At 72.0% G+C, this 24,351-nt stretch carries 21 protein-coding genes and 1 tRNA gene; 4 read left to right on the plus strand and 18 right to left on the minus strand.

The window, feature by feature from the left end:
* Window position 1: 1 nt before the first annotated feature.
* On the minus strand, window positions 2–1,159 hold the full coding sequence (locus tag ACF09C_RS20045) for an alpha/beta hydrolase family protein (RefSeq protein ID WP_392092884.1): 1,158 nt from the start codon (window positions 1,157–1,159) through the stop codon (window positions 2–4).
* 123 nt (window positions 1,160–1,282) lie between these two features.
* Between ACF09C_RS20045 and ACF09C_RS20050 the strand changes: the two genes are divergently transcribed.
* On the plus strand, window positions 1,283–2,251 hold the full coding sequence (locus tag ACF09C_RS20050; RefSeq protein WP_392092886.1) for an ArsR/SmtB family transcription factor: 969 nt from the start codon (window positions 1,283–1,285) through the stop codon (window positions 2,249–2,251).
* 177 nt (window positions 2,252–2,428) lie between these two features.
* Here the strand turns inward: ACF09C_RS20050 and ACF09C_RS20055 are convergent, their stop codons facing one another.
* From ACF09C_RS20055 to ACF09C_RS20075, 5 genes are all read right to left on the minus strand, one after another.
* Complete coding sequence (locus tag ACF09C_RS20055) at window positions 2,429–3,070, minus strand: IclR family transcriptional regulator (protein WP_260229619.1); 642 nt, start codon at window positions 3,068–3,070, stop codon at window positions 2,429–2,431.
* Window positions 3,071–3,514: 444 nt separating this feature from the next.
* Entirely contained in the window at window positions 3,515–5,305 is a 1,791-nt protein-coding gene (locus ACF09C_RS20060) for a DEAD/DEAH box helicase (protein ID WP_352187429.1), read from the minus strand.
* 102 nt (window positions 5,306–5,407) lie between these two features.
* Window positions 5,408–5,791 carry a type II toxin-antitoxin system death-on-curing family toxin gene (locus ACF09C_RS20065; protein WP_392092888.1) on the minus strand — a complete coding sequence of 128 codons (384 nt, stop codon included), beginning with the start codon at window positions 5,789–5,791 and terminating at the stop codon, window positions 5,408–5,410.
* Window positions 5,788–5,988 (minus strand): CopG family transcriptional regulator, encoded by a 201-nt coding sequence (locus ACF09C_RS20070; protein WP_392092890.1) that lies wholly within the window; start codon window positions 5,986–5,988, stop codon window positions 5,788–5,790. The genes ACF09C_RS20065 and ACF09C_RS20070 overlap by 4 nt, the downstream gene beginning before the upstream one ends.
* Window positions 5,989–6,024: 36 nt before the next feature.
* A complete protein-coding gene (locus ACF09C_RS20075) occupies window positions 6,025–7,473 on the minus strand; it encodes an MFS transporter (protein ID WP_392092891.1) in 1,449 nt (482 codons plus the stop codon).
* Window positions 7,474–7,642: 169 nt separating this feature from the next.
* Between ACF09C_RS20075 and ACF09C_RS20080 the strand changes: the two genes are divergently transcribed.
* Both ACF09C_RS20080 and ACF09C_RS20085 read left to right on the plus strand, forming a co-directional pair.
* Window positions 7,643–7,717: transfer RNA gene (locus tag ACF09C_RS20080), tRNA-Cys, on the plus strand.
* Between the two features lie 44 nt (window positions 7,718–7,761).
* Window positions 7,762–8,148 (plus strand): hypothetical protein, encoded by a 387-nt coding sequence (locus tag ACF09C_RS20085; protein WP_392092892.1) that lies wholly within the window; start codon window positions 7,762–7,764, stop codon window positions 8,146–8,148.
* 37 nt (window positions 8,149–8,185) lie between these two features.
* On the opposite strand, the gene ACF09C_RS20090 is transcribed toward ACF09C_RS20085, so the two are convergent.
* The 12 genes from ACF09C_RS20090 to ACF09C_RS20145 all read right to left on the minus strand — a co-directional run bounded on the left by ACF09C_RS20090 (window position 8,186) and on the right by ACF09C_RS20145 (window position 22,546).
* Window positions 8,186–8,695, minus strand: coding sequence for a hypothetical protein (locus ACF09C_RS20090; protein ID WP_392092893.1), 510 nt, complete (start codon window positions 8,693–8,695; stop codon window positions 8,186–8,188).
* Between the two features lie 208 nt (window positions 8,696–8,903).
* The gene (locus ACF09C_RS20095) at window positions 8,904–11,270 is read right to left on the minus strand and encodes a hypothetical protein (RefSeq protein WP_392092895.1); all 2,367 of its coding nucleotides are present in this window, start codon (window positions 11,268–11,270) and stop codon (window positions 8,904–8,906) included.
* Between the two features lie 11 nt (window positions 11,271–11,281).
* Window positions 11,282–11,707: a hypothetical protein gene (locus tag ACF09C_RS20100; protein ID WP_392092896.1), complete on the minus strand. Its 426-nt coding sequence runs from the start codon at window positions 11,705–11,707 to the stop codon at window positions 11,282–11,284.
* Window positions 11,708–11,805: 98 nt separating this feature from the next.
* The gene (locus ACF09C_RS20105) at window positions 11,806–14,127 is read right to left on the minus strand and encodes a xanthine dehydrogenase family protein molybdopterin-binding subunit (RefSeq protein ID WP_392092898.1); all 2,322 of its coding nucleotides are present in this window, start codon (window positions 14,125–14,127) and stop codon (window positions 11,806–11,808) included.
* A complete protein-coding gene (locus tag ACF09C_RS20110; RefSeq protein WP_392092900.1) occupies window positions 14,124–15,551 on the minus strand; it encodes a 2Fe-2S iron-sulfur cluster-binding protein in 1,428 nt (475 codons plus the stop codon). Before ACF09C_RS20110 ends, ACF09C_RS20105 begins: the two co-directional genes overlap by 4 nt.
* Window positions 15,548–16,423 carry an FAD binding domain-containing protein gene (locus ACF09C_RS20115; protein ID WP_392092902.1) on the minus strand — a complete coding sequence of 292 codons (876 nt, stop codon included), beginning with the start codon at window positions 16,421–16,423 and terminating at the stop codon, window positions 15,548–15,550. Before ACF09C_RS20115 ends, ACF09C_RS20110 begins: the two co-directional genes overlap by 4 nt.
* Window positions 16,424–16,648: 225 nt before the next feature.
* The gene (locus ACF09C_RS20120; RefSeq protein WP_392092904.1) at window positions 16,649–18,274 is read right to left on the minus strand and encodes a beta-N-acetylhexosaminidase; all 1,626 of its coding nucleotides are present in this window, start codon (window positions 18,272–18,274) and stop codon (window positions 16,649–16,651) included.
* 4 nt (window positions 18,275–18,278) lie between these two features.
* On the minus strand, window positions 18,279–19,127 hold the full coding sequence (locus ACF09C_RS20125) for a carbohydrate ABC transporter permease (RefSeq protein WP_392092906.1): 849 nt from the start codon (window positions 19,125–19,127) through the stop codon (window positions 18,279–18,281).
* Window positions 19,124–20,083, minus strand: a complete 960-nt coding sequence (locus ACF09C_RS20130) for a carbohydrate ABC transporter permease (protein ID WP_392092907.1) — start codon at window positions 20,081–20,083, stop codon at window positions 19,124–19,126. The genes ACF09C_RS20125 and ACF09C_RS20130 overlap by 4 nt, the downstream gene beginning before the upstream one ends.
* 5 nt (window positions 20,084–20,088) lie before the next feature.
* Window positions 20,089–21,393, minus strand: coding sequence for an extracellular solute-binding protein (locus ACF09C_RS20135; protein ID WP_392092909.1), 1,305 nt, complete (start codon window positions 21,391–21,393; stop codon window positions 20,089–20,091).
* Between the two features lie 271 nt (window positions 21,394–21,664).
* Window positions 21,665–21,955, minus strand: coding sequence for a DUF3039 domain-containing protein (locus tag ACF09C_RS20140; protein WP_318106551.1), 291 nt, complete (start codon window positions 21,953–21,955; stop codon window positions 21,665–21,667).
* A 30-nt stretch (window positions 21,956–21,985) separates the two neighbouring features.
* On the minus strand, window positions 21,986–22,546 hold the full coding sequence (locus tag ACF09C_RS20145; protein WP_392092911.1) for a YqgE/AlgH family protein: 561 nt from the start codon (window positions 22,544–22,546) through the stop codon (window positions 21,986–21,988).
* 265 nt (window positions 22,547–22,811) lie between these two features.
* Here ACF09C_RS20145 and murA point away from each other — a divergent pair, with 265 nt between their 5' ends.
* Complete coding sequence (murA, locus tag ACF09C_RS20150; RefSeq protein ID WP_392092913.1) at window positions 22,812–24,152, plus strand: UDP-N-acetylglucosamine 1-carboxyvinyltransferase; 1,341 nt, start codon at window positions 22,812–22,814, stop codon at window positions 24,150–24,152.
* The last annotated feature ends 199 nt before the right edge of the window (window positions 24,153–24,351 follow it).

Raw genomic sequence — 24,351 nt, forward strand, 5'->3', positions numbered from 1 at the left:
TCTACTGGTCGGTCCCGACCGGCAGCCGACCCCCGAAGAACCCCCGCACCTGGCGACGCACCGCGCGCACGGCGGCCTCCGCCCCGACGGCGCCGACCAGCCGGACGCGGTCGGCCGCGGTCACGAGACCGGCGGCCTGGAGCTGGGGCACGAGGGCGGCGTGGTCGCTGAAGACCTGGTGGTTCGCGTCGTCGAGCTGCCGCCTGCGGATCCGCAGGCCCGGGTGGGCGAGCAGCATGCCCCAGGAGCGGTCGAGCCGCGCGTCACGGAAGCCGTCGGTGCCGAGCAGGAGCAGCGGCCGGTCGACGCCGTCCCTGGCCACCGGGAAGAGCGTGCCGTCGACCTGGTCGAGGTGGCCCTCCAGGTTCACGGCGGCGGCGATCCGCCGGTCGTCGTGGAGCGCCTGCGCGGCCGCCGTGCCACCGGCGGAGTGCCCGTAGATCCCGACCCGACCGAGGTCGAGGGCGCGTCCGAGCGGTCCTCCCAGGGTTCCGAGCCGGTCGAGGACGAACCGCAGGTCGGCGAGCCTGGTCTCGATCATGGTGCGGAACTGCGCGGCGTCGGGCGGGCCGACGAAGACCGTCTCCCGCACCTTCCCGCGCCCCGGCCGCGCGCTCGGGAACTCCACCTGGCCGGCGTCGCCGGGATGGTCGACGGTCACGACGACCCAGCCGTGGCTGGCCAGCTCCTCGGCGAGGAAGGTGCCCATGGTGCGGGCCTCGCCACCGCCGGGGCTGTAGAGCAGCACGGGCCGCCGGCCGGGCGCCACGGGGGCGCCCGGGTGGGTGTGGGTGAGGGTGGCGGCCCAGTCGACACCGGCGGCCGGCAGCCCGTGGACGACGTGCGCGAGGAAGCCGAAGACCGGGGCCCCGCCCGGGGTCAGCTGCGGCGCGCGCGGGTACCCGCGGACGGTACGGGCGGGGTGGAGGACGGTGGCCATGACCTCCCGTACCCCGATCTCGGGCGCCCAGGGGTCGTTGCGGGACGGATCGACGAGGTGGAGCGTGGTGGCACCTACGGGGTACGGGCCGGTGGGCGCGGGCAGCCGCAGGACGAGGTCGCGCGGGGCGGCAGCGTGGGCGGTGGCCGCGGGGAGGACGGCAGAGGCGACGGCGAGCAGTCCCGCGCGGGTGAAGGTCCGCCGGGTCACGTGGGTCACTTGGGTCACTCGGTTCAATCGGTTCAATCGTGGCGATGTCATACGGACAGGCTGGCGCCGGGCGGTCGCCCCGGGCGAAGGTTGAGGCCCTGACCGAAAGGCTTGTGCGGTGATGACGCGTTGGTGATCCGGATCCGTTTCACGGCGGAGGACTTCGCCCGGGTGCGGTTCGCCGCGCGGCCGGCCCCGCTGCCGGAGCTGTACGCGACCTTGCAGATGGTGTTCGGCGGCGGCGACGAGCTGCTCTTCGGCCGCTGGCGGCGGCGGGTGCTGCGCTCCCTGCCGGACTCCGCGGCGCCGCTCGGGGACCTCGTCCCGGCAGGCGATCCCCCGCTGTTCCTGGACGTTCTGGGCGAGTCGCTCACCGAGGGCCTCGATCTGGTGGAGGCGGCCCGGCCGGAGTTGGTGCGGTCGGAGCTGGAACGGGTCCACGCGGGCCGCCCGGCCCCGGGGTGGATCCGCGAGCTCCACGCCGGCGGGGCGGGCGCCCGGCGGATACTGCGCCGAGCGCACGGGGTGGCGTTCGAGGCGACCGTGGCACCGGTGTGGCCGCTGGTGCAGGACCTGCACCGGGCGGAGTTCACGCGCTACGCGCTCGCGGTCGCCACCCACGGTGTGGCCACGGCCCTGCAGGCTCAGGTCCCGGGCACGCGGCTGCGGGAGGGAACCTGGGAATGGCCGGCGCCGCGGGCGGCGGTCACACGGGAGATCGCGCTGGACGGCCGCGGCCTCGTCCTCCTGCCGACCTTCCACTGGACGGGCGGGCCGCTGGTCCAGAACCTCCCGGACCGGCCCGTGGTGGTGACGTACGCGGCGGGCCCCGGCCTGCCGCTCACCCCGGACGCGGCGCCCGGCACGGACGAGTCCCTCGCAGCAGTCCTCGGCCGCACCCGCCTGGAACTCCTCCGCGCCCTCGCCGACGCCCACACGACGACGACCCTGGCCCGCCGCCTGGGCATCAGCAACGCCACGGCCTCGGCCCACGCCTCCGCGCTGCGCGGGGCGGGCCTGATCACGACGGTTCGGGCGGGCCGGGCGGTGGAACACCGCAGAACGCCCCTGGGCACGCTCTTGGCGGGCGAGGGCGGCTGACGGCGGGGGCCGCCCGGGGCGGGGCACGACAGGTACAGCTCAGGGCCACGCCTCAGGGCCTACGCCCCCGGGGTCATCGCGCAGCTACCCCGCAGGGCAACGCCCCTCCGGTACCACCGCGGGTCTACGCCCCCGGAATCACCAGAGGGCGACCCCGCCCGCAGCACCGCGCCCTGGCTAGCGCAAGGCGTCGGCGACTTCCCTGGCCGCGTCGACGACCCTCGGGCCGACGCGCTCGGGGACCGCGTCCGCGAGCATGACGACGCCGACGCTGCCCTCGATGCCGGTGATGCCGACCAGCGGCGCCGCGGCCCCGCTCGCGCCCGCCTCCAGCTCACCGTGGGTGAGCGTGAACCCGGGCTCGATGAGGCTGCCCTGCCGGGCCGCGAGGATGGCGCGGCCGGCCGCGCCCCGGTCCAGCGGGTGCCGGAAGCCCGCGCGGTAGGCCACGTGGTAGTCGGTCCAGGTGGGTTCGACGACGGCGACCGCCAGCGCCTCCGCCCCGTCGACGAGGGTGAGGTGGGCGGTGGCGCCTATGTCCTCGGCCAGCGAACGCAGCGCGGGCAGCGCTGCCTCGCGTACGAGCGGGTGGACCTGGCGGCCGAGCCGCAGCACGCCGAGACCCACCCGGGCACGACCACCGAGGTCGCGTCGGACGAGGGCGTGCTGTTCAAGTGTGGCGAGCAGACGGTAGACGACGGTCCTGTTGACCCCGAGTCGGTTGGACAACTCGGTGACGGTCAGGCCGTGGTCGGTGTCGGCGAGCAGCTTGAGGACCCTGAGGCCCCGGTCGAGCGTCTGGGAGGTTTCCGCGGTCACGACGCCCTCTCCTTCGGAGTGAGTGACGGCGGTCCTTCAAACGAGAGCTGCGACACCGGTCCCGCGGCGACGCACGTCAGAGGCCGCCGGCAGGCCATGCGCACCGGCTGCGCTCCGCGGCGGCGCTGCCACGGGGCGTTTGCATTGCGGGGACAGTAGCGAGCCACTCCGCTCAGCGGAAGACCTCGTCCAGAATCCGGGCGCGGACGCCCCGACTAGGGCGGGTTCGGGGCGTACGTAGGCCCGTCGGGGGACTTCGCCGGACAAGATCGGCTTTGTCGTGCGAGCGATTCAGGCCAAGGGAGTGCGGCCGCACGTCTCGTACGTACGGACAGAACACGGCGGCAGGGAGATACGGGAACACCACCAGACCCCGACACAACGAGGACCCGACACCCACTCACCACCCACCCACCCACCCACCCACTCAGGCGGAGGCGGACGTCACCGCATCCGGGTGGCCCACTCCTGGACCTTCTTGATCCGCTCGCGGATCTGCCCGGCGGTGGCCTCGGCGCTCGGCGGGCCGCCACAGACGCGCCGCAGCTCGGTGTGGATCACGCCGTGGGGCTTGCCGCTCTGGTGGACGTACGCGCCGACCATCGTGTTGAGCTGCTTGCGCAGCTCGAGGAGCTCCTTGTGGGAGACGACGGGCCGCCGCTCGGCGGGCAGTTCGAGGAGGTCGGCCTCGGTGTCGGGCTTCTTGCGGCTGTGCGCGATCTGCCGGGCCTGCCGCTTCTGCAGCAGCAGCTGGACCTGGTCGGGCTCGAGCAGGCCCGGGATGCCGAGGTAGTCCTGCTCCTCCTCGCTGCCCGGGTGGGCCTGCATGCCGAACTCGGCGCCGTCGTAGAGGACGCGGTCGAAGACGGCGTCGGACTCCAGCGCCTCGAAGGGCAGCATGTCCTGCTCGCCGGTGTCCTCGTCCTGCTGCTTCTCGGCCTCCGCCATCTCCTTCTCTGACTCGGCGTACGGGTCCTCCTCGCCGTCCTTCTTCGGCTTGTCGAGGACGTGGTCGCGCTCGACCTCCATCTCGTTGGCGAAGCCGAGGAGGTTCGGGATCGTCGGAAGGAACACCGAGGCGGTCTCGCCACGTCTGCGCGAACGTACGAAGCGTCCGACGGCCTGGGCGAAGAAGAGCGGGGTCGAGATCGTCGTCGCGTACACGCCCACGGCGAGGCGGGGGACGTCGACGCCCTCGGACACCATGCGGACGGCGACCATCCAGCGCTCGTTGTTCTCGCTGAACTCGTCGATCCGCTTCGAGGCGGCGGCCTCGTCGGAGAGGACGACGGTGGCCTTGGTGCCGGTGATCTCGCGGATCAGCTTCGCGTAGGCGCGGGCGGAGTCCTGGTCGGAGGCGATGACGAGGCCGCCGGCGTCGGGGATGCCCTTCCTGACCTCCGTCAGCCGCTGGTCGGCGGCGCGCAGGACGTTCGGCATCCAGTCGCCGCGCGGGTCGAGGGCGGTGCGCCAGGCCTGGGAGATGGCGTCCTTGGTCATGGGCTCGCCGAGGCGGGCGGCGATCTCGTCGCCGGCCTTGGTGCGCCAGCGCATGTTGCCGCTGTAGGAGAGGAAGATGACGGGCCGGACGACCCCGTCGCCGAGGGCGTTCCCGTATCCGTACGTGTAGTCCGCCGAGGACCGCCGGATGCCGTCGTTCCCCTCCTCGTACGTGACGAAGGGGATGGGGTTGGTGTCGGACCGGAAGGGCGTACCGGTCAGGGCGAGGCGCCGGGTCGCCGGGTCGAAGGCCTCCAGGCAGGCCTCGCCCCAGGACTTGGAGTCACCGGCGTGGTGGATCTCGTCGAGGATGACGAGGGTCTTGCGCTGCTCGCACCGGTTGCGGTGGAGCATGGGGCGCACGCCGACACCGGCGTAGGTGATGGCGACGCCGTGGTACTCCTTGCTGAGCGGCCCGGCGCTGTAGTCGGGGTCGAGCTTGATCCCTATCCGCGCGGCGGCCGCGGCCCACTGCTTCTTCAGGTGCTCGGTGGGGGCGACGACCGTGACCTGCTGCACGACGTGGTGGTGCAGCAGCCAGGACGCGAGGGTCAGCGCGAAGGTGGTCTTGCCGGCGCCGGGCGTCGCGACCGCGAGAAAGTCGCGCGGCTGCTCCTGGATGTACTTCTCCATCGCGCCCTGCTGCCAGGCTCGCAGCTTGTTCGCGGTACCCCAGGGGGCCCGGCCGGGGAAGGCGGGAGAGAGGTGATGGGAGGAGGTGGCGGTGGTAGTCACGGTCTCCGGTTCGACGCTCGTCCAGATATGACAACCGGGCCACCTTACCGGCGGCCCGGCCGGAACCTCGTGCGAACGCCCCGGGGTACGGGCGGGTGCGACTCAGCTCACGTCGGAGAGGGCCATCGCGCGCAGCGCCCCTGAAATCGTCGCCACGTCGTCCGGTTCGCCTGCCGTCACGGCGCTGACCAGGCGAACGGCGGCGTCGGCGTCCGGGCGCAGTTCTACTCCGTTGAGGCTCAGGAAGGTGACGCAGGCCAGCCACGCCGTCCGCTTGTTCCCGTCGACGAACGGTCTGGTGAAGGCCAGCGACTGCAGGAGGGCGGCGGCCTTGTCGAGGACGCTGGGGTAGTACGCGTCTCCCCCGGACGCTGCGCGGTAGGCGGCTGTCGCGACCAGGCCCACGTCCCGTGCGTAGGGTTTGCGCCCGCATGCCTCCTCGGCGATGCCGAGGAGGTCCTCGCCCGAGAGGTGGACGTACGTCATGAAGGGCGCTCCAGGAGCCCGCTCCACTTGGCCGCCTGCTCGCGGGAAACCTGCCGCACTCTGGCCTCGTGTGCGGTTCGCGCCAGGTAGTCGTCCACGGCCCGAAGGACGAGCGCGTGCATGCTGACGCCCTCTTCCTGGGCGCGCCGCTTCAGAGCTTCGTGCTGGTCGTCACGGAGGCGCAGGTTCATGGCCATACGAGAATGGTCCCACCCTCTGGGGCCAGGGTGGTACTACTTCCGTACGCCCAACCGCGTAGCGACCCACGCCCCCACCAGCGCCACCCCCGCCATCGGCAGGAAGACGGCGGCGAAGGCCCCTGGGTGGGCGGCGGCCCCGCCCGTGGTCACCGCGTGCCCGACCGCGCCCCCGCCCAGCGCCGCGAACGCCGCCCCGCCGACGGCGAGCAGCAGCACGTTGGACAGCCCGTCCGAGATCTGGAGGGCGGCGGAGTTGGCGCCCGCCTCATCCGGCGCGGAGAGCTTGAGCAGCAGCACGCTCGTCGAGGAGATCACCAGGCCCATGCCCAGGCAGCCCCACGCCCAGGCGAGGGCGACGATCCAGGCGGGCATCCAGGGGATCAGCACACTGGGCGCGGCGGCGATGGCGGCGGCGACGAGCACCATGCCGACGACCACCGACCGTTCCCGGTACGGCTCCATCCACGGCCGGGCCTGGAGCCACGAACCGAGCGCCCAGGTCAGGCCGCCGAGGGCGAGCGAGAGACCGGCCAGCGTGGGGCTGAGGCCGCGCTGGGTGACGAGCATGAGCGGCACGAAGGACTCCGCCGCGATGAACGACCCCGCCGCGATCCCGCGCAGCAGCACCACGGACGGCAGGCCCCGAGCCGCCCGGTAGGTCCCGTGCGGCAGCAGCCCGAGCACGGCCGGCGCGAGCAGCGCGGCGCCCGCCGCGGCCGGGAGCAGCGAGAGCCAGCGCAGCTCCTGTCCGGCGTACTGCAGGAGCCCGGCGCCGGCGGAGATGCCGAGCGCGAGCCGGATGCGCCGCCGGTCGTACGGCGGGAGCGGCGCGGCGGGGTCGGCGGGCCCGGAGGCGGTCCGCCGTATCGCGGGCAGAGCGAGCGCAAGCGGAAAGACAACCAGAACGGGAATCCCCACGAACACCCACCGCCAGCCCAGGTGCTCGGTGATGGTCCCGGAGGCGAGCGGCCCGACGACGGACGGGACGACCCAGCTCGCGGCGAAGGCGGCCATGATGGCGGGCCGCAGCTCCTCCGCGTACGCGCGGCTCACCACCACGTACAGCGCCACGATCACGAGCCCGCCGCCGAGCCCCTGTACGGCCCGCCCGAGGATGAACAGCCACATCGTCCCGGCGGTCCCGGAGAGCACGAGCCCGGCCGCGAAGGAGCTGATGCCGACGGTGAGCGGCGCGAGGGGCCCGCTGCGGTCGGACCACTGCCCGGAGAGGACCATGGCGAAGAGGCTGGTGGTGAAGTACGCGGAGAAGCCGAAGGCGTACAGCCCGATGCCGTTCAGCTCGCGCGCCGCGACCGGCATGGCGGTCCCGACGGCGGTCGCCTCGAAGGCGATGAGCAGCACGACGGAGACGATGCCGACGCTGAGCGCCCGATGCTCCCGATCGAGCACGGAGCCGCCGCCCGGGGCGGGGACGGCGGTGGCGGGTGCGACGTCTGCGTCGCGGGGTTCGAGGGCGCTCATACCCCCAGAGTAAGAGGCATGACCCGGGATGACCCCTGTCCGGAGCAGGCACTCCCCTGGTCCCTTGGACCTACGACCATGAACGCGCCATGACAGTCATGTTGCACGCCACCGGAATCCCTTGAGCCCCTCGCCCCGCCCCGCCTACGGTCGTACTCGTGCACAACACGGCCGTGTGCCCGAGTGGTTCAGGGGCTCGCCTGCAAAGCGAGTTACGTCGGTTCGATTCCGATCACGGCCTCCACAAGATCTTCACAAGCGCGTCCGGCCTGTGCCAGAGTCCGTGGCATGACTGACACAGGCACGCGGCGCCGCCTCGGCGCCCTCGTCGGAGCCGGCCTCTCCTGCGCGCTGCTGCCGGGCATCACGCCGACCGGCGACACGGCGGACGCGATCCTCGCCGTGGTCCTGACCGGCCTGGTGATCGCCACCCTCACCCAACTGATCTACATAGGCCCGTCGGCCCCGGTCCCCCCGGCCCCCCTGCTGGCCTTCGCGGCCGCCGGCTTCCTCCAGGACGCCCTGATCTGGTGGCTCCTGTCCTGGCTGGGCACCGAAAGCGGCATGCTCACCGTGGACGGCCTCACCCCGATCCTCCTGGCCGCCCTGATCACCCGCGCCTCGATCCTGACCCTGTCCCTCCTGGGCCGCTCCCCGGAGCCGGCGACGGACTGACGGCGACGGACACCAACCGTCGGCGGCCACGGGCGGGTCATGTGCGCGGGTTTTTCGTCACCGGCTTCTCGCCGAGTCCTGCGCCCTCCGCGCAGCCGAGTTCACGCGCCACCGCGGTCGAGGCGGAGTGCACGAGCGTGGCATTGGCATCCTTGAGCCGTCCCTCGTCACCCTCCGGCGCGCTCCGCGCCTCCACCTGCCCGAGGACATACGCGGGTGTCCGGTCCGATCCGTTCAACCGGTTGCTCTCGCACGAGAACCACAAGTAGGCCCGCTGGGTACCGATGGAGGACCGCACGCCCATCTCGTACGACTCCAGGGACGGGGCGATCTTCCCTTCACCCTGGGCGGCCTGGGCATCCGACAGCAGGAAGTCGATGCGTAGGTCCGGCGGGCCCGACCCGAGGTTCTCCTCGGTGGAGATCGCGCAGAGCGGGACCGGTTCCCGCCGATGCGGCGGCCGGTCCGAGGGCGCCCAGTTCGCGACCAGTGCCTCGGCGGTCACTCGGGGGGTCTCGTCCGCGTCCGTCGGGTGGAGTGCGGACACACCCGTCAGCTCCACCACGGCGGCCCGCGCCCGTGCGGTGACAGCTCCCCCACACAGCTCCGCCGACGCCGAAGAAGCGGTCCCCGAGTTCGTACGCCCCCGTACCGCTTCGTCGCCCGATTCCGCACACGCCGCGGCGCCGAGAAGCAGCAGGACGCTTGCCGCACTCGATGCCGCTCGCCAACGCTTGTCCACCTGGTCCGTCCTGTCAGCCCGTCTCGGGGTCCTGCCCCTGCTGGTCTTCCTTGGAATTCCCGTTGTTGTAGCCCCCGTTGGCCGACTCCTTCAGGTCCTGCCCGAAGGAGCTGTCCGGCGCGATGCCGTGGCGCTCGACGAAGTCCCGCATGACGGCCTTCGAGTTCTCCTCCCCGGCCGTGTAGATGTTCGTCCTCTGTTCGCGGATCTGCTCGTCGACCGCGTCCTTGTGCTCCTCCTGCTTGGCCTCGGACCAGTCCCCGATGAACTGACCGGCAAGCTGCTCCACCGCACCGCTGCCGGTGTCCACCGCAAGCGGGACGAGGATGGCGGCGGCTCCCGCCGCGGCAACGGTCGCCGGGAAGAAGGCCACACCTGCTCCGACGACCGCAGCAGCGCCGAACTGCATCCAACCGGCCCTCTCCTCCAGGGCCTTGTTGTACTCCTCGTCGGTCTTGAGGGTCTCCTCCGTCACCTGGTCGGCCCGCGCCTGGTCGAGGATGCCCTGCACTTCGGAGCCCGTGTAGATGACGGAGCGCGCATGGCCGGGGTCGATCCTTCCGTTCGAGTCGACCGCGTGGACTTCGAGCATGCCGTTCGCGTAGACGCGCTCGGCGGTTGCGATCGTCGCGTACGAGTCCGGATGCTGCCCCAGGGTGCTGAGGAAGTTCAGCGCCCCCTCGCGTCCGAAGGTGGCGTGGCTGCTGAGGATCCGGTCCTTCGCGGCCTGGTCCATGTCCGCCGTGTTCGGAGCGTAGATGCCGCCGGGATGGTTCTCGTTGAGTGCCCAGTTGATGTCGTCGAGGTAGCCGGCGCCCATGACTCCAAGGCTGTCGGCCATTGCTTCCTGCTTCTTGAGCAGCCCCGGGTCGTTGCCGTACTTCTCGACGACCGCCTCCATGATCTCGACGGTCGTCGCGTCCTTGAGGAGTTTCGGGGACGGATCGTCCCAGGCATGGCCGAGAGTCGCAGCGGACAGGGCGTGGCCGAGGGCGTCGGGCATGTACGCCCCGGACTTCTTCACGTCGTCCGGGTGGTGCCCGTCGATGTCGGGGAAGGACGCGTACTTCTCGTTGCCGAAGAAGTCCAGATAGCTGGTGACCTTGGCACCGTCCTTGTGCTTGCCCAGGTCGAGGGTCCCGCCCGCCGTGCCGTCCCTGTTGTACGCGGTCGGTTCGGCCGAGAAGAACTGCTTCGCCGCCTCGGGACTGTGCCCCAGAGCCTCCAGCACGGCCACCACGGGGTCATGGCCCGCGCCGTTGATCCCCGAGGGGTTGAACGGGTTCTTCTGCCAGCCGCCCATGGATCCACTGCCGGCGAACATGTGCGGGTCCTTCGCGTGCAGTTGGGTCACGTGCTCCGCGATCGGGGTGAGGAACTTCGGGTCGTAGTCGCCGTGGCGCAGGATGCCGCCGAGCAACTGGTAGCCGAATGGCCCGTTGTAGTCGTTTCTCGCGAGCGGCATCCGCTCGGTGCCGAGCCGGCGCATCTCCGCCGACCAGCTCTCGGTCCACTGGTCACCGCCCTGGGTGGCGGCGGCGAGGTTCAGGCCCAGGTTCCGCTGCAGCGCCTGCACATCGGCGAGCCGTTGCGTGTCCAGCTCCGCGTACCGGTACGTGTCCGTGGAGAGCTGACCGAAGAACTCCAGCGCGCCCTTGGGGCCCAGGCCGTTGTAGAAGGTCCGGGCGAAGTCCTTGGACGCGTGGTTGTCCTTGAGGAGTTCGTTGAGCCGCTGCAGCTCCTCGTGGGAGAGGTCACGGCCTTTCCTGGCGAGGTCGAGGGCGCGGTGCGCCTCCTCCGCGTCCAGGCTGCCGTACTTCGGAGCGCTGAAGTTGTGCTTGTCCGAGGTGATGTTGGCCTTGAGGGCGTTGGAGCAGGCCACGTCCGCGTCGTCGCAGGTCTCGATCACAGCGTCGATCCGTCGCCGCATCGCCTCCACAGCGGCGCGCTCCTTGTCGACGAGGACGTGGAAGTCGGGGTTCTGTGGACCGACCTTCTCCCTGGTACCCAGGACCGATTGCCGGGAGGCGACCGTGCCGTCCGCGCTCACGAACAGGCCCTGCGCCGGCGCCTCCGTCTCCACGATCCTCTTGAGTTCGTCCTGTGCCTTCTTGAAGGCCTGGTGCGCGTCGTCGAGGATCTTGTGGATGCCGGCCGCCGCCTTCGCCGCGTCCTCGAACTCCTTGGCCGTCTTCGCCACGAAGGGCTTGGTGACCTCGGCGTTCAGGCCGCGCCAGTAGTCGTCCTTGGCCTTCGCCGCCATGGTCGTACGGGCGTCCTCGGCCAGCTTGTCCAGTTTGGCCTTCATCTCCGACCAGTCGTCGGCGGCGGCCTTCATCTTCGCGAGCGGCGCCCGGTAGACGTGGTCGAACGTCAGCATGTCCGCCCGCCTTACGTGAAGTAGCCGGTGATCGCGGAGACCGACAGGGAGGCTCTGATGTCCTCGTCGTCCTTGGCGTGCTGCGCCGCGCTGTAGTCCAGGTGGTTGGAGATGTGGGCGCAGGCGTCCAGCAGGGTGTTCAGCTGGGAGCGCCAGGTGTCCTGGACCGTCGTCAGCGCCGCGCCCGTGCGAAAGCCCGTGCTCGACAGGCCCGTCGCCGCGGCCTCGGTGGTCGTCCGGGCGTGGTTGCCGTCCTTCACGAGCCGGCCGTGCAGGGCGTACGCCGCGCCGCCGATCGCCCCCAGCCTGTCCTGGTTGACGCTGAGGTCGGCGGGGCCACCGCTGCCGCTCTCGGACGGCAGCTGGTTGAGTCGCATGCGCGAATCGCGGTCCGCCACGGCCTTCTTGAGCCCGCTCCACTCGGCCTCGAACGACACACGCGCCTCCCCCGTTGACACGAACAAGGGCCGTCACTCTAGCGAAGCGGCAGGTCGCGGATCGTGGTCGGCGATGGGTTCCGGCCAGCAAACGCCCCCTACGCGTTCGGTGCCCCCACCGCCGCCTGGGGCCTGATCGGGAGGCGGTTGATCGGGCGGCCCGTGGCAGCGCGGACCGCGGAGGCGACCGCCGCCGGGGAGGTGACGACCGGCACCGCGCTCGCCGCCTTCGCGCCGAAGGGGGCCACCACGTCACGCTCCTCGACGAGCTTGACGATCCGGATGTCCGGGGCGTCCAGGGCCGTCGGCAGGGCGTAGCCGGTGAAGTCCGGGTGGCGCAGGAGGCCGCGGGCCGTGCGGAGGTTCTCCGTGAGGGCCGCGCCGACGCCCTGGGTCACGCCCGCTTCGATACGGGCCGCCAGCTGGGCCGGGTTGAGCACGCGGCCCACGTCCTGGGCCACCGCCATCTCGACCACGCGCACCGAGCCCAGCTCGATGTCCACGTCCACCACCGCGCGGATCGCGCAGAACGCCAGGCCCACGAACGCGTCACCCTGACCCGACTCGTCCAGCGGCTCCGTCGGGTGGGGGCGGCACTGGGCCGTGGCCCAGAGCTCCTTGCCGTCCATCGCCTCGGTGACCGTGGTCGACAGGACGCCGTCGTACGACGTGATCTTGCCGTCCGTGATCTGCAGCAGCTCCGTCGACATGCCGAACTTGTGGGCCAGGGGTTGTAGGAGCTGGGTGCGGACCATCTTCGCCGCGCGTTCCACCGCGCCGCCCGACACCCATGTGTGGCGGCCGTGCGTCGCCGCGCCCGCCGGCGGCTGGTCCGTGTCCACCGACGCGACGTGGACCTCCTCCAGGCCCAGCGTCTCCTGGACGATCTGGCGCGCCAGGGTCGCGAACCCCGAACCCGTGTCCACGGCCGCGCAGATGACCGTCGCCACGCCGTCCTGGACCTTCACCGTCGCCGTCGAGACCTCGTCCGCGCCCTCCGCGCCGAGCATGTGCACCATGCCGAGGGCGTAGCCCACGCCCCGGCGCACCGCGCCCGGTTCGCCCGCACCCTCCGGTCCGCCCGGCAGCAGCCAGTCCTCCTCCGGTGTGTCCATCGGAAGGGACGGGAGCGGGAAGTCACGGACGGCGGCCAGGAGTTCGGCCACCGGGGCCGGGCACGTCACCGTCTGGCCCGTCGGGAGGATGTCGCCCGTCGCCAGCACGTTCCGCAGCCGTACGTCCACCGGGTCCACGCCCAGCTTCGCCGCCAGCTTGTCCATCTGCGCCTCGTACGCCGCGCACACCTGCATCGCGCCCTCGCCCCGCACATGGCCGGACGGCGGGTTGTTCGTACGGACCGCCCAGCCCTCGATGAAGGCGTGCGGCACGACGTACGGGCCGCAGGCGAACGACACCGCGGCCGCCAGCGACTCCGACGAGGCGTCCGCGTAGGCGCCGGCGTCGAGGAGGATCTGCGCCTCCACCTTCACCAGGCGTCCCTCCGCGTCCGCGTGGTGGCGGTAGCGCAGCAGCGTCGGGTGGCGGTGGGCGTGGCCGAGGAAGGACTCCTCGCGCGTCGCGGTGAGCTTGACCGGGCAGCCCGTGCGGAGGGCGAGGAGGCCCAGCGGGATCTGGAAGCCCGGGTCCTCGCGGTCGCCCGTCGCCCCGGGAACGCCCGTCACGACCACCTTGACCTGCTCGGGCGCCAGGCCGAAGCAGGCCGCCGCGAGGTCCCGGTCGGTGTGCGGGTCGGTGGAGGCCGTGTAGATCTCGACCCCGCCGTCGGGGCGCGGCACGGCCAGGCCGGCCTCCGCACCGATGGGGGCCGGGTCCTGCCGTCCGATCCGGTACAGGCCCTCGACCACGACCTCGCCCGTCGCGTCCGCGTCCCCGAACCGCAGCGGGATGTGCCGGATCAGGTTCCCGTCGGGGTGCAGCGCCTCGGCCGCGAAGGCCTTCTCCGGGTCCGTGACCGGTTCGAGGACCTCGTACTCGACCGCGATGGCCGCCGCCGCGAGCCGGGCCGTGTCCGGGTGGTCCGCGGCCACGGCCGCGATCGCCTCACCGTGGTGGCGGACCAGCTCGGAGGCGAAGACCGGACGGTCGGCGACCGTCCTGCCGTACGTCGCCTCCCCGGGCACGTCGGCGTGCGTGACCACGGCCCGTACGCCCGGCAGGTCCGCCGCCGCGCTCGTGTCGATCGACACGATCCGGGCGTGCGGGTGCGGCGAGCGCAGGATCGCCGCCCACAGCAGGCCCTCCGCCCACAGGTCGGAGGCGTACGGGAAGGTGCCCTCGGCCTTCGCCCGCGCGTCGGCCGACGGGAGGGAGGTGCCCAGGCCGTGGGGCGCCTCCTCCGGCAGTTCGAGGGGGTCGACCACCGTGGGGGTGGGTGGCGCGGTGGTCGCGTCGCTGCTCACGCCATGCCTCCGTCGTGCGGGTGGGGAATCTGGTGCGGGATGCGCGCCTCGTCCGACGCCATGGCCGAGGCCGCCGCCTGCGCCTGGGCGTGCGCCTCGCGCTCGGAGACGACCTCGCGCACGGCGTCGAGCACGCCCCGGTAGCCCGAGCACCGGCAGAGGTTGCCGCAGAGCGCCTGGCGGGTCTCCAGCTCGGTCGGAGCGTGGTTCCCCTCGAGGAGGTCGTGGACCGTCATGGCCATGCCCGGTACGCAGTAGCCGCACTGGACGGCCCCGCAGCGGGCCAGGGCCCGCTGGACGTCCGAGGGTTCGCCGTCCGTGGCCAGGCCCTCGACCGTACGCACCTCACTGCCGGCCGCCGTCGCCGCCGGCACCAGGCAGGACGCGACGAGCCGGCCGTCGACCTGGACGTTGCACGCGCCGCACTCGCCCTGCGAGCAGCCGTCCTTGGCACCCGCGAGGCCGAGCCGCTCACGCAGGACGTAGAGCAGCGACTCGCCGATCCACGACTCCGTCACGGGACGGTCCGCGCCGTTCACACGCAGGACGTACGAGATGTGCGGGTGCTCGTCGCTGTCCGCGCTGCTGCCCGTGGAAGCCGCGGGAACGGGCTCCTCGGCCGGGTGCTCCCCGGCCGACTGCTCGTCGACGGGATGCTCGTCGACCGGATGGTCTTCGAGCGGATGGTCTTCGAGCGGATGGTCCCCATCCGGGTGCCCCTCAGACGGGTGCTCCTCAGACAGGTGCTCCTCGAACGGAAGGTCCCCGGACACGGCAGCCGACTGCTCCTCGGCCCCCGCCATCGCCTCCTCCGTCGGCTCCTCCTCCGCCGGGTGCTCCTCGGCCGCCGCCTCCGGCTGCTGCACCGCCCACGGCGCCGGAGCGCCGCCCGGCAGGGTCGCCGGAGCGCTGCTCGCGTACTGCGCCAGCATCGACGTCGTGTACTCGCCCGACTCCTCGAAGGCTTCGGCGCCCTCCGCCACGACCGGGATCGTCCACTGGCCGGTCGCTCCGGGGTCGGTGAAGTTCCACTGGCCCGTCGCGTGCGGGTCGGGCTCGCCCGGCGTCGACGCCGCAGCGGCCTCCGGGAACGTCCACTCGGCCGTCGCCTGCGGGTCCGGCTCGGCCACGGGGGCGGCGGCCGGCTGCTCCACGTGCTCCGCCGCCGTCGGCGTGTGCACCACCCACTGGCCCGTCGCCGCCGGGTCCGTCCCCGCGGCCGGAGTGAGCGGGGTCAGCGGCACGATCATCGGCGGTACGTAGCCGTGGCCGGGGGCCTCCAGCGGGACGCCGTCGAGCATGAACTCCGGGGGCAGGTGGACGAAGGCCGTGGCGTCGCCGTCGTACCCCTCGCTCTGCGGGATCGGCTCCCAGCCGCCCGCGTAGCCGTTGCCGTGCTGGTTCTCGTTCGGTTCGTTGCTCACGACAGCGCCCTCCCCAGTGCCCGTCGAGCCAGCGCGGCGACCGTGCGCCGCAGGTGCAGTACCGCCGGTGGCAGCTGCTCCTCGCCCGGCGGGTCCGGGATGCAGGCCGCCGCCACGTACTCCCCGAAGGCCGTCAGCGCCTCCGGGGCGAGGCCCCGGTCGGCGTCCCAGTCGACCAGCGAGGCGATCCAGTGCTCGGCCTCCAGGGGCCGCAGCGGCATCGGGGCGATCGCGCCGACCGCGCAGCGCACGCCGCGCCGCGCCGGGTCGAGGACGACCGCGACGGAGGCCGTGGCGCGGGCCGGGCCGGTGCGGCCGGTGGCCTTGAGGAAGACCTGCGGGGCGTGCAGCAGGGGTACGCGGACGAACGCGACCAGCTCGCCGGGGGCCAGCAGGTCGCGGCCGGCGAGCAGGTGGGAGACCGGGATCTCGCGCGTGCCGAGCGGGCCCATGACGACGAGGTCCGCCTCCAGGGCCGCCAGGACGGGCAGCGAGTCGCCCGTGGGCGCCGCGGTGACGATGTTGCCGCCGAGCGTGCCCGCGTTGCGGATCTGGGGCGGCCCTGCGGCGCGCGCGGCCGCGGCGAGGGCGGGGATGAGGGCGGCGAAGTCGGGCCGGCCCATCCGGGAGTGCGTGAGGCCGGCGCCGAGCAGGGCGTGGCCGTCCTGGTACTGCCAGCCGCGGATCTCGTTGATCCGGCCGAGGCCGACCAGGCCGGCCGGCCTGAGCTGCCCCTTGTTGACGGCGGCCATCAGGTCCGTGCCGCCCGCGACGGGTACGGCGGCGGGCATGGCGGTGAGCGCCGCCACGGCCTCGTCGAGCGAGGCCGGCAGCGTCACGGACTGCGCCGTCTGTGGTGCGTGCGTGGTCAACCCGCTGCCCCTTCCCGGTGTCCCCGGCGGTCCCCGACTCGTCCCCGGCTGCCCTGCCTGTGTGGCCGTACCGTACGTGCTCACAGGCTGATCGTGGCAACTCTGGCACATCTTCCGAGCCGTCCGACGCGAGGGTCCGCGAAGGACGGTTCCGTCCAGGAAGCCCCACCGGAGACGTTAACTTCCGTTTTGCCGCTCTTGGGTGACGTGGGGAAGCGAGGTGCCTCACACGATCGGGGGCGCCCCCTCGATGGGCCTGCCGAGGACGCCGGGCCGCTGCTGCCACGGGTGGGGTCCCGCGGGCGGCCGGTAGTCGACGCCGAGGGCGTCCAGGCGCCGGTAGTGGGCGGCCATCCGGCGCTCGAAGGCGGCGAAGTCCCGCTCGGCCGGAGCGGGCAGGGCGGACCAGGCGACCTCGGCGAAGGCGGCGAGGCGCGGGAAGGTCTGGTAGTCGACCCGGGAGCGGTTCTCCACGACCTCCGTCCACACGTTGGCCTGGGTGCCCAGGACGTGGGCGGCGGCCTCGTCGCTCAGGCCCGGCGGGACGGGCTCGAAGCGGTAGACGTCCTCCAGGGTCCGTACGTAGCCGATGGGCATCGGCTCGTCCTCGCCCGGCGCCTGACGGTGGTCCAGGTACACCTGCTGCTCGGGGCACATGACGACGTCGTGGCCGGCTTCGGCGGCGGTGACGCCGCCCGCGTACCCGCGCCAGGAGGAGACGGCGGCGCCGGGCGCGAGGCCGCCCTCCAAAATCTCGTCCCAGCCGATGAGACGGCGGCCCCGGTCGGCGAGCCAGCTGTCGAAGTGGCGGATGAACCAGGACTGCAGCTCGTCCTCGTCGGCGAGGCCCAGCTCCTTGATGCGGGCCTGGGCCGTCGCGGACTCCTTCCACTGGTCCTTGGGGCACTCGTCGCCGCCGACGTGGACGAAGGTGGACGGGAAGAGGTCGAGGATCTCCTCGAAGACGCCCTCGTAGAAGCGCAGGGTGGCGTCGGTGGGCGCGAGGACGTTCGGGTTGACGCCCCAGGTGTCCCAGACGGTGAGCGCGCTCGTGTCGACGACGTCGGTGTTGCCGAGTTCGGGGTAGGCGGCGATGGCGGCCTGGGAGTGGCCCGGGATGTCGATCTCGGGGACGACGGTGATGTGCCGCTCGGCGGCGTACGCGACGATCTCGCGGATGTCGTCCTGGGTGTAGAAGCCGCCGTGCGGGGTCTCGTTCCAGAGCGGGGAGGCCCGGTGCCCCCACTTCGTACGGGCCCGCCAGGCGCCGACCTCGGTGAGGCGCGGGTGGCGCTTGATCTCGACGCGCCAGCCCTGGTCGTCGGTGAGGTGGAAGTGGAAGACGTTCAGCTTGTGCGCGGCCAGCAGGTCGAGCTGGCGCAGGATGTCGTCCTTGGGCAGGAAGTGCCGGGACACGTCGAGCATGAGCCCGCGCCAGCCGAACCGGGGGGCGTCGGTGACGACCTGGGTGTGCACGGACGCGACCGCGCCGGGGCGCGGGGCCCTGCGGAAGGCGTCGGGACCGAGGAGCTGACGCAGCGTCTGGGCGCCCCAGAAGACACCGGCCGGGTCGCCGCCCGCGATCTCGGCGCCGTCCGTCGTCACGGTCAGCCGGTACGCCTCCGGGCCCAGGGCGCCGTCGACGCGCAGCGACAGGCCGCCGGGGGCGCCCTCCGGCGCGGGCGGCAGCGGCAGGCCGAAGGCGGCGCCGAGGGCGGCGCGCAGCCAGCGCTCCGTCGACTCGGTGCCGGGCGCGGCCGTCAGGGACGTACGGGAGTCCAGTACCAGGGCGTCGTTGTGGGGTCCCTCGACCTTCGAGGGCGCCGGAACGAGGTCCTTGAAGTCGGTCATGACGTCAGTCCTTCACCGCCCCGCCGAGTCCGGAGACCAGGCGGCGCTGTACGAGTACGAAGAAGACGAGCACCGGGATGGTCATCACGGTCGATCCCGCCATGATGCCTCCCCAGTCGTTCTCGTCGGGCTTGAAGAAGACGAGCAGCGCCATCGGGAGGGTGGACTGCGAGGTGTCGCTGATGAGGAACGACTTCGCGAACAGGAAGTCGTTCCAGGTGGAGATGAACGAGAAGACGCTCGTCGCCACGAGACCCGGGAAGACCAGCGGGAAGAGGATCTGCCAGAGGAAGCGGGTGCGGCTCGCGCCGTCGATCGCGGCCTGCTCCTCCAGCGCTTCGGGCACCGCCTTGACGAAGCCGCGCAGCATCCAGATCGCGAACGGCAGCGAGAAGGCAATGTGCGGCAGGATCAGCGAGCCGAGCGTGTTGAGCTGCCCGAAGTCCCGCATCAGGAAGAAGAGCGGGATGGTCAGCGCCTCGATCGGCACCATCTGCGCGACGAGGAACATGATCAGCAGCGTGGTGCGGAAGCGGAACCGGAACCGGGTGACGGCGGTCGCCGCGAGGAAGGCGATGAGCGCGGAGGCGAGGACCACCGCGCAGGCGACCGTCAGGGAGTTGAGGAAGTACCGGCCGAAGTCCTGCTGTTCGAAGACGCGCCGGAAGGAGTCGAGGGACGGGGCGAGGGTCCATGGTCGCGGCTGGGTCGACTGGATCTCGCCGGCCGGTTTGAAGGCCGAGAGGACCATCCAGTAGAGCGGGAAGGCGACGACGACGGCGACGAGGAGGGCGGTCGCCTCGGCGGCGAGGCGCCCGGGCCGCCTGACGCGGAGGGTGCGGAGGCTGCTCACAGTTCTTCCCCCTGACGGCGCAGCAGACGGAGGTACACCAGCGTCACCGCGAGCAGGATCAGCAGCATGACGACGCCGATCGCCGAGCCCAGGCTGTACTGGGAGGAGGCGAAGGCCTTCTGGTACGCGTACACGTTGAGGACGAGGTTCTGGCCGGCGATGCCGCCGCCGTTCGTCATGACGTAGATCTGGGTGAAGACCTTGAAGTCCCAGATGATCGACTGGATCGTGACGACGACCAGGATCGGCCGGAGCATCGGCGCGGTGACCGAGCGCCAGATCCGCCACTGCGAGGCGCCGTCGAGGGCCGCGGCCTCCAGGACCTCGCCGGGGATGGCCTTGATGCCCGCGTAGACGGTGACCATCACGAACGGGAACGAGCACCAGACGACCTCGAAGAGGACGAGCGCGAAGGCGCTGTAGCGCCCGTACGTCCAGGAGAAGTCGCCGAGCCCGAGCAGCCGGTTGACGGGGCCGAAGTCGGGGTCGAAGAGGAAGACCCAGACCGTGGAGCCGGTGACGGCGGGGGTGGCCCAGGCGCCGAGCGCGGCGAGCATCAGCGCGAGCCGGGGCACGGCCCGTACGCGGGTCAGGAGCACCGCGAGCGCGCAGCCCACCGCGAGGGTGGTGACGACGCAGGCGGCTGCGAAGAGGACGGTGGCGAGGAGGACCTGCCAGAACTGTGGGTCGCCGAAGAGGGTGGCGTAGTTGCCGAAGCCCTGGAAGGAGGTCGGCTCCCCGCCGCTGACCTGGGCCTGGGTGTACTCCAGGAAGGAGATGAGCCCGAGCTGGTAGATGGGGTAGAGCAGCAGCCCGCCGAGGACGACGAGGGCGGGGAGCAGATAGAGCCAGGGGGTCCAGCCGGAGCCGCCCCCGGGGTGCCGGGGGCGGCGGGGCGGGCGGACGGCGGGCGCGGTCGGCGCCCCGGGCGTCTTGGGGGCGGTGGTCAGGGTCATGCCGGTCAGCCCGCGGCCGCGAACGCCGCGTCCATCTTCTTCGCGGCCTCGTCGGAGGCCGTCTTCACGTCCTTACGGCCGCTGACGATCTCCTGGAACATCGTCGGCAGCACCAGCGAGGCGTCGATCTGGCCCCAGCCGGGCGAGGCGGGGACGAACTTCGCGCCGGCGCCGAGGGTGTCGATGAACGGCTTCACGAAGGGCTGCTTCTCGGCGGCCTTCGCCCGGACGTCGGTGTAGGTGGGCAGGAAGCCCATCGCGTCGAAGAGCTTGCCCTGGGTCTCCTTGCCGGTCAGCGACTTCATCAGGTCGACGGCGAGGGTCCGGTGCGAACTGCTCTTCATCAGGCCGATGTTGTTGCCGCCCGCGAAGGCCGGGGCGATCGATCCGGGGGTCAGCCCGGGCAGCGGGACGACGGCGTACTTGCCCTTGACGGCGCCGGCCTCGATCGCGGCGTGGCTGAAGTCGCCGCCGATGGCCATGGCGGCCTTGCCGGAGGCGAAGGCGGTGACGGTGGCGTTGCCGCCCATCTGGGCGCACTTGGCGGCCGGGCAGTTGTCGTCGCCGAAGAGGGAGGTGTACGCGGTGATGCCGGTGCGGGCGGCCTCGCTGTTGATGGCCGAGGTGTACGAGGTGCCGTTCTGTGTGGCGAGTTCGCCGCCGTTGGCCCAGATGAAGGGCATGGCGCCGTAGGTGTAGGCGCCGCCGACGGCGAGTCCGTAGAGCTCGGGCTTGGCCTTGCGGACCTTCTTCGCGGTCGCGATCAGTTCGGTCTGGGTCTTGGGCGCGGCCAGGCCGAGGTCCTTGAACACGTCGGTGCGGTAGTAGAGCGCGCGGACGCCGACGAAGAGGGGCGCGCCGTAGATCTTGCGGTCGACGGTGACGGAGGCCTTGGCGGTGGCGTCGGTGTCCTTGGCCTGGTCCCAGGCGCCGAACTCGGCGCTGATGTCGGCGAGTCCGCCGTCCTTCACGTAGCCGGCGGTGTCGGTGTTGCCGTACTCGATGAGGTCGGGGGCGGACTTCGGGTCGTTGAAGGCGGCCTTGACGCGCTGGGCGCGGGTCTCGACCGGGATGTACTCGACCTCCACCCGCGCGCCCTTGTTGCGCTGTTCGAAGGCGGCGACGGCCTCGTCGACGACCTTCTTCTTGGGCGCGTTGTCGACCTCCTGGAAGAGCCAGACGCGCAGGGTGCCGCTCTTCTCGTCGCTCGCGGCCTTGCCGTCGGAGGTCTGCGGGGCGCAGCCGGTGGCGGCGAGTCCGGCGAGGACGAGGGCGGTGACGGGAGTGGAGAAACGAGCAGGAAGCTTCATGGCGGATCCCCTCCGAGTGTTGCAACATACGCAACGGGCGTTTCGTGCTGCACAACACGCGTGAGGTTAGGGGCGGACCAACTCCCGGACAAGTGGTCTCAACCACTCTGTGACCGGCCGACGCACCCCGTGCAACGCGCGACCCCTTCACCCCTGCCCCCGGACACGCGAACGGCCCCCGGCGCGCGCACCGACGTGCGCGCACCGGGGGCCGTCCCGACGGCCTGACCCGCAACCCGGCGAACGGTCCCCCAGGGACCGTCCGGCCGACCTACTTCTTGTCCTTGCCGCCCTTGTCCTTGTCGCCACCGCCGGCGCCCATGGACTCGTAGATCTCCTTGCACATGGGGCAGACCGGGTACTTCTTGGGGTCGCGCCCCGGAACCCAGACCTTCCCGCACAGCGCCACCACGGGAGTGCCGTCGAGGGCGCTCGCCATGATCTTGTCCTTCTGGACGTAATGGGCGTAGCGCTCGTGGTCGCCGTCACCGTGGGACACCTGCGGCGTCGGCTCGACGAGGGTTCCCGTACCTGCCCCGCGCTCGGGCTCGAGAGTGCTCATAGGCACCAAGGGTACTGAAGACCTGACGCGTCAGTTGAGCGAAGGGTCGTCCGGGTACGTCGCCACGATCGCGAGGTCGCTGCGCTGGCGGCGGAGGACCTCGCGCCAGAGGGTTTCGGGGCGCGGGGAGGAGACGTCGCCGGGTTCGGACTCGACCACGTACCAGGCGCCGTCGCCCAGCTCCGTCTCCAGCTGGCCCGGGCCCCAGCCCGCGTAGCCGGCGAAGATCCGCAGGGAGCCGAGGGCCGGGCCGAGGAGTTCGGGCGGGGTCTCCAGGTCGACCAGGCCGATCGCGCCGAACACCCGGCGCCAGCCGAGCGGGCCCTCGTCGCCGGGGATGACCGCCACGCCGAGCGCCGCGTCCAGGGAGACGGGACCGCCCTGGAAGACCACGCCCGGTTCACCCGCGAGGTCGGCCCAGGGGGCGAGGATGTCGCCGACGGTGACCGGCGTCGGTCTGTTCAGGACCACGCCGAGGGAGCCCTCGTCGTCGTGGTCGAGGAGGAGCACCACCGCACGGTCGAAGTTGGGGTCGGCCAGGGCGGGGGTGGCGACGAGCAGCCGTCCTGTGAGCGAGGACACCTCGGTCATGCGACACATGATCCCGCATCTTCCGGCTCCGCGGGGGCCGAAGGGCGCACTGTGGACAGACCGGCGAGCCTCGCAGTTCAGAGGGGTCGCCGAAGGCCCCGTACGGACACAAACGGACGGTGACGCTCCGCAAGATCGTATGAACGGAGCGTGTTGTGCCGTATTCATTACATCTGTGGGGCCCCCTCGGGCTTCCAAGAGGGGGGTGCACGAGCCTTACCCTTTTCCCTGGCCCCTTGCCCGACCTCTCCGGAACGCGAGATTCATGACCGGCACAGACGATGTACTGCTTGTCCACGGCGGAACCCCGCTGGAGGGCGAGATCCGCGTCCGCGGCGCGAAGAACCTCGTGCCCAAGGCGATGGTCGCCGCCCTGCTCGGCAGCGGGCCGAGCCGGCTGCGCAATGTGCCCGACATCCGTGACGTCCGCGTGGTCCGCGGACTCCTCCAGCTGCACGGAGTGACCGTCCGCCCCGGCGAGGAGCCGGGCGAGCTGGTCCTCGACCCGACGCACGTCGAGTCCGCCAACGTGGCTGACATCGATGCCCACGCCGGTTCGTCGCGCATCCCGATCCTCTTCTGCGGCCCGCTCCTGCACCGCCTCGGCCACGCGTTCATCCCGGGCCTGGGCGGCTGCGACATCGGCGGCCGGCCGATCGACTTCCACTTCGACGTGCTGCGCCAGTTCGGCGCCACGATCGAGAAGCGGGACGACGGCCAGTACCTGGAGGCCCCGCAGCGGCTGCGCGGCACCAAGATCCGGCTGCCGTACCCCTCGGTCGGCTCGACCGAGCAGGTGCTGCTGACCGCCGTCCTGGCGGAGGGCGTCACCGAGCTCTCCAACGCGGCTGTGGAGCCCGAGATCGAGGACCTGATCTGCGTCCTGCAGAAGATGGGCGCGATCATCTCCATGGACACCGACCGGACCATCCGGATCACCGGTGTCGACAAGCTCGACGGCTACACCCACCGCGCGCTCCCGGACCGCCTGGAGGCGGCGTCCTGGGCGTCGGCGGCGCTGGCGACCGAGGGCAACATCTACGTCCGCGGCGCGCAGCAGCGGTCGATGATGACCTTCCTCAACACCTACCGGAAGGTGGGTGGCGCCTTCGAGATCGACGACGAGGGCATCCGCTTCTGGCACCCGGGCGGCTCGCTCAACGCGATCGCCCTGGAGACGGACGTGCACCCCGGTTTCCAGACCGACTGGCAGCAGCCGCTGGTGGTGGCCCTGACGCAGGCCGCGGGCCTCTCCATCGTCCACGAGACGGTGTACGAGTCGCGGCTCGGCTTCACCTCGGCCCTGAACCAGATGGGCGCGCACATCCAGCTGTACCGCGAGTGCCTGGGCGGCTCGGACTGCCGCTTCGGCCAGCGCAACTTCCTGCACTCGGCGGTCGTGTCGGGCCCGACGAAGCTCCAGGGCGCCGACCTGGTCATCCCGGACCTCCGCGGCGGCTTCTCGTACCTGATCGCGGCCCTCGCGGCCCAGGGCACGTCCCGGGTCCACGGCATCGACCTGATCAACCGCGGCTACGAGAACTTCATGGAGAAGCTCGTGGAGCTGGGCGCGAAGGTCGAGCTCCCGGGCAGCGCGCTCGTGTAGCTCCCGCCTGCGTGCGGGCGCGCGCGGCGCCCGTACACGGGCGAACAGAAGGGGGGGGGCCCCCCCCCGGGGGGGGGGGGCCCGGGGGGGGGGGGGGGGGGCGGGCCCCCCCGGGGGGGGGGGGGGGGGGGGGGGGGGGGGGGGGGCGCTCCGAGGTGCCGTCGCCCGCTTCGATCGGCCCGACGCCGCCCGCGCCGCT

Source organism: Streptomyces sp. NPDC014870 (assembly GCF_043081505.1).
Classification (GTDB): domain Bacteria; phylum Actinomycetota; class Actinomycetes; order Streptomycetales; family Streptomycetaceae; genus Streptomyces.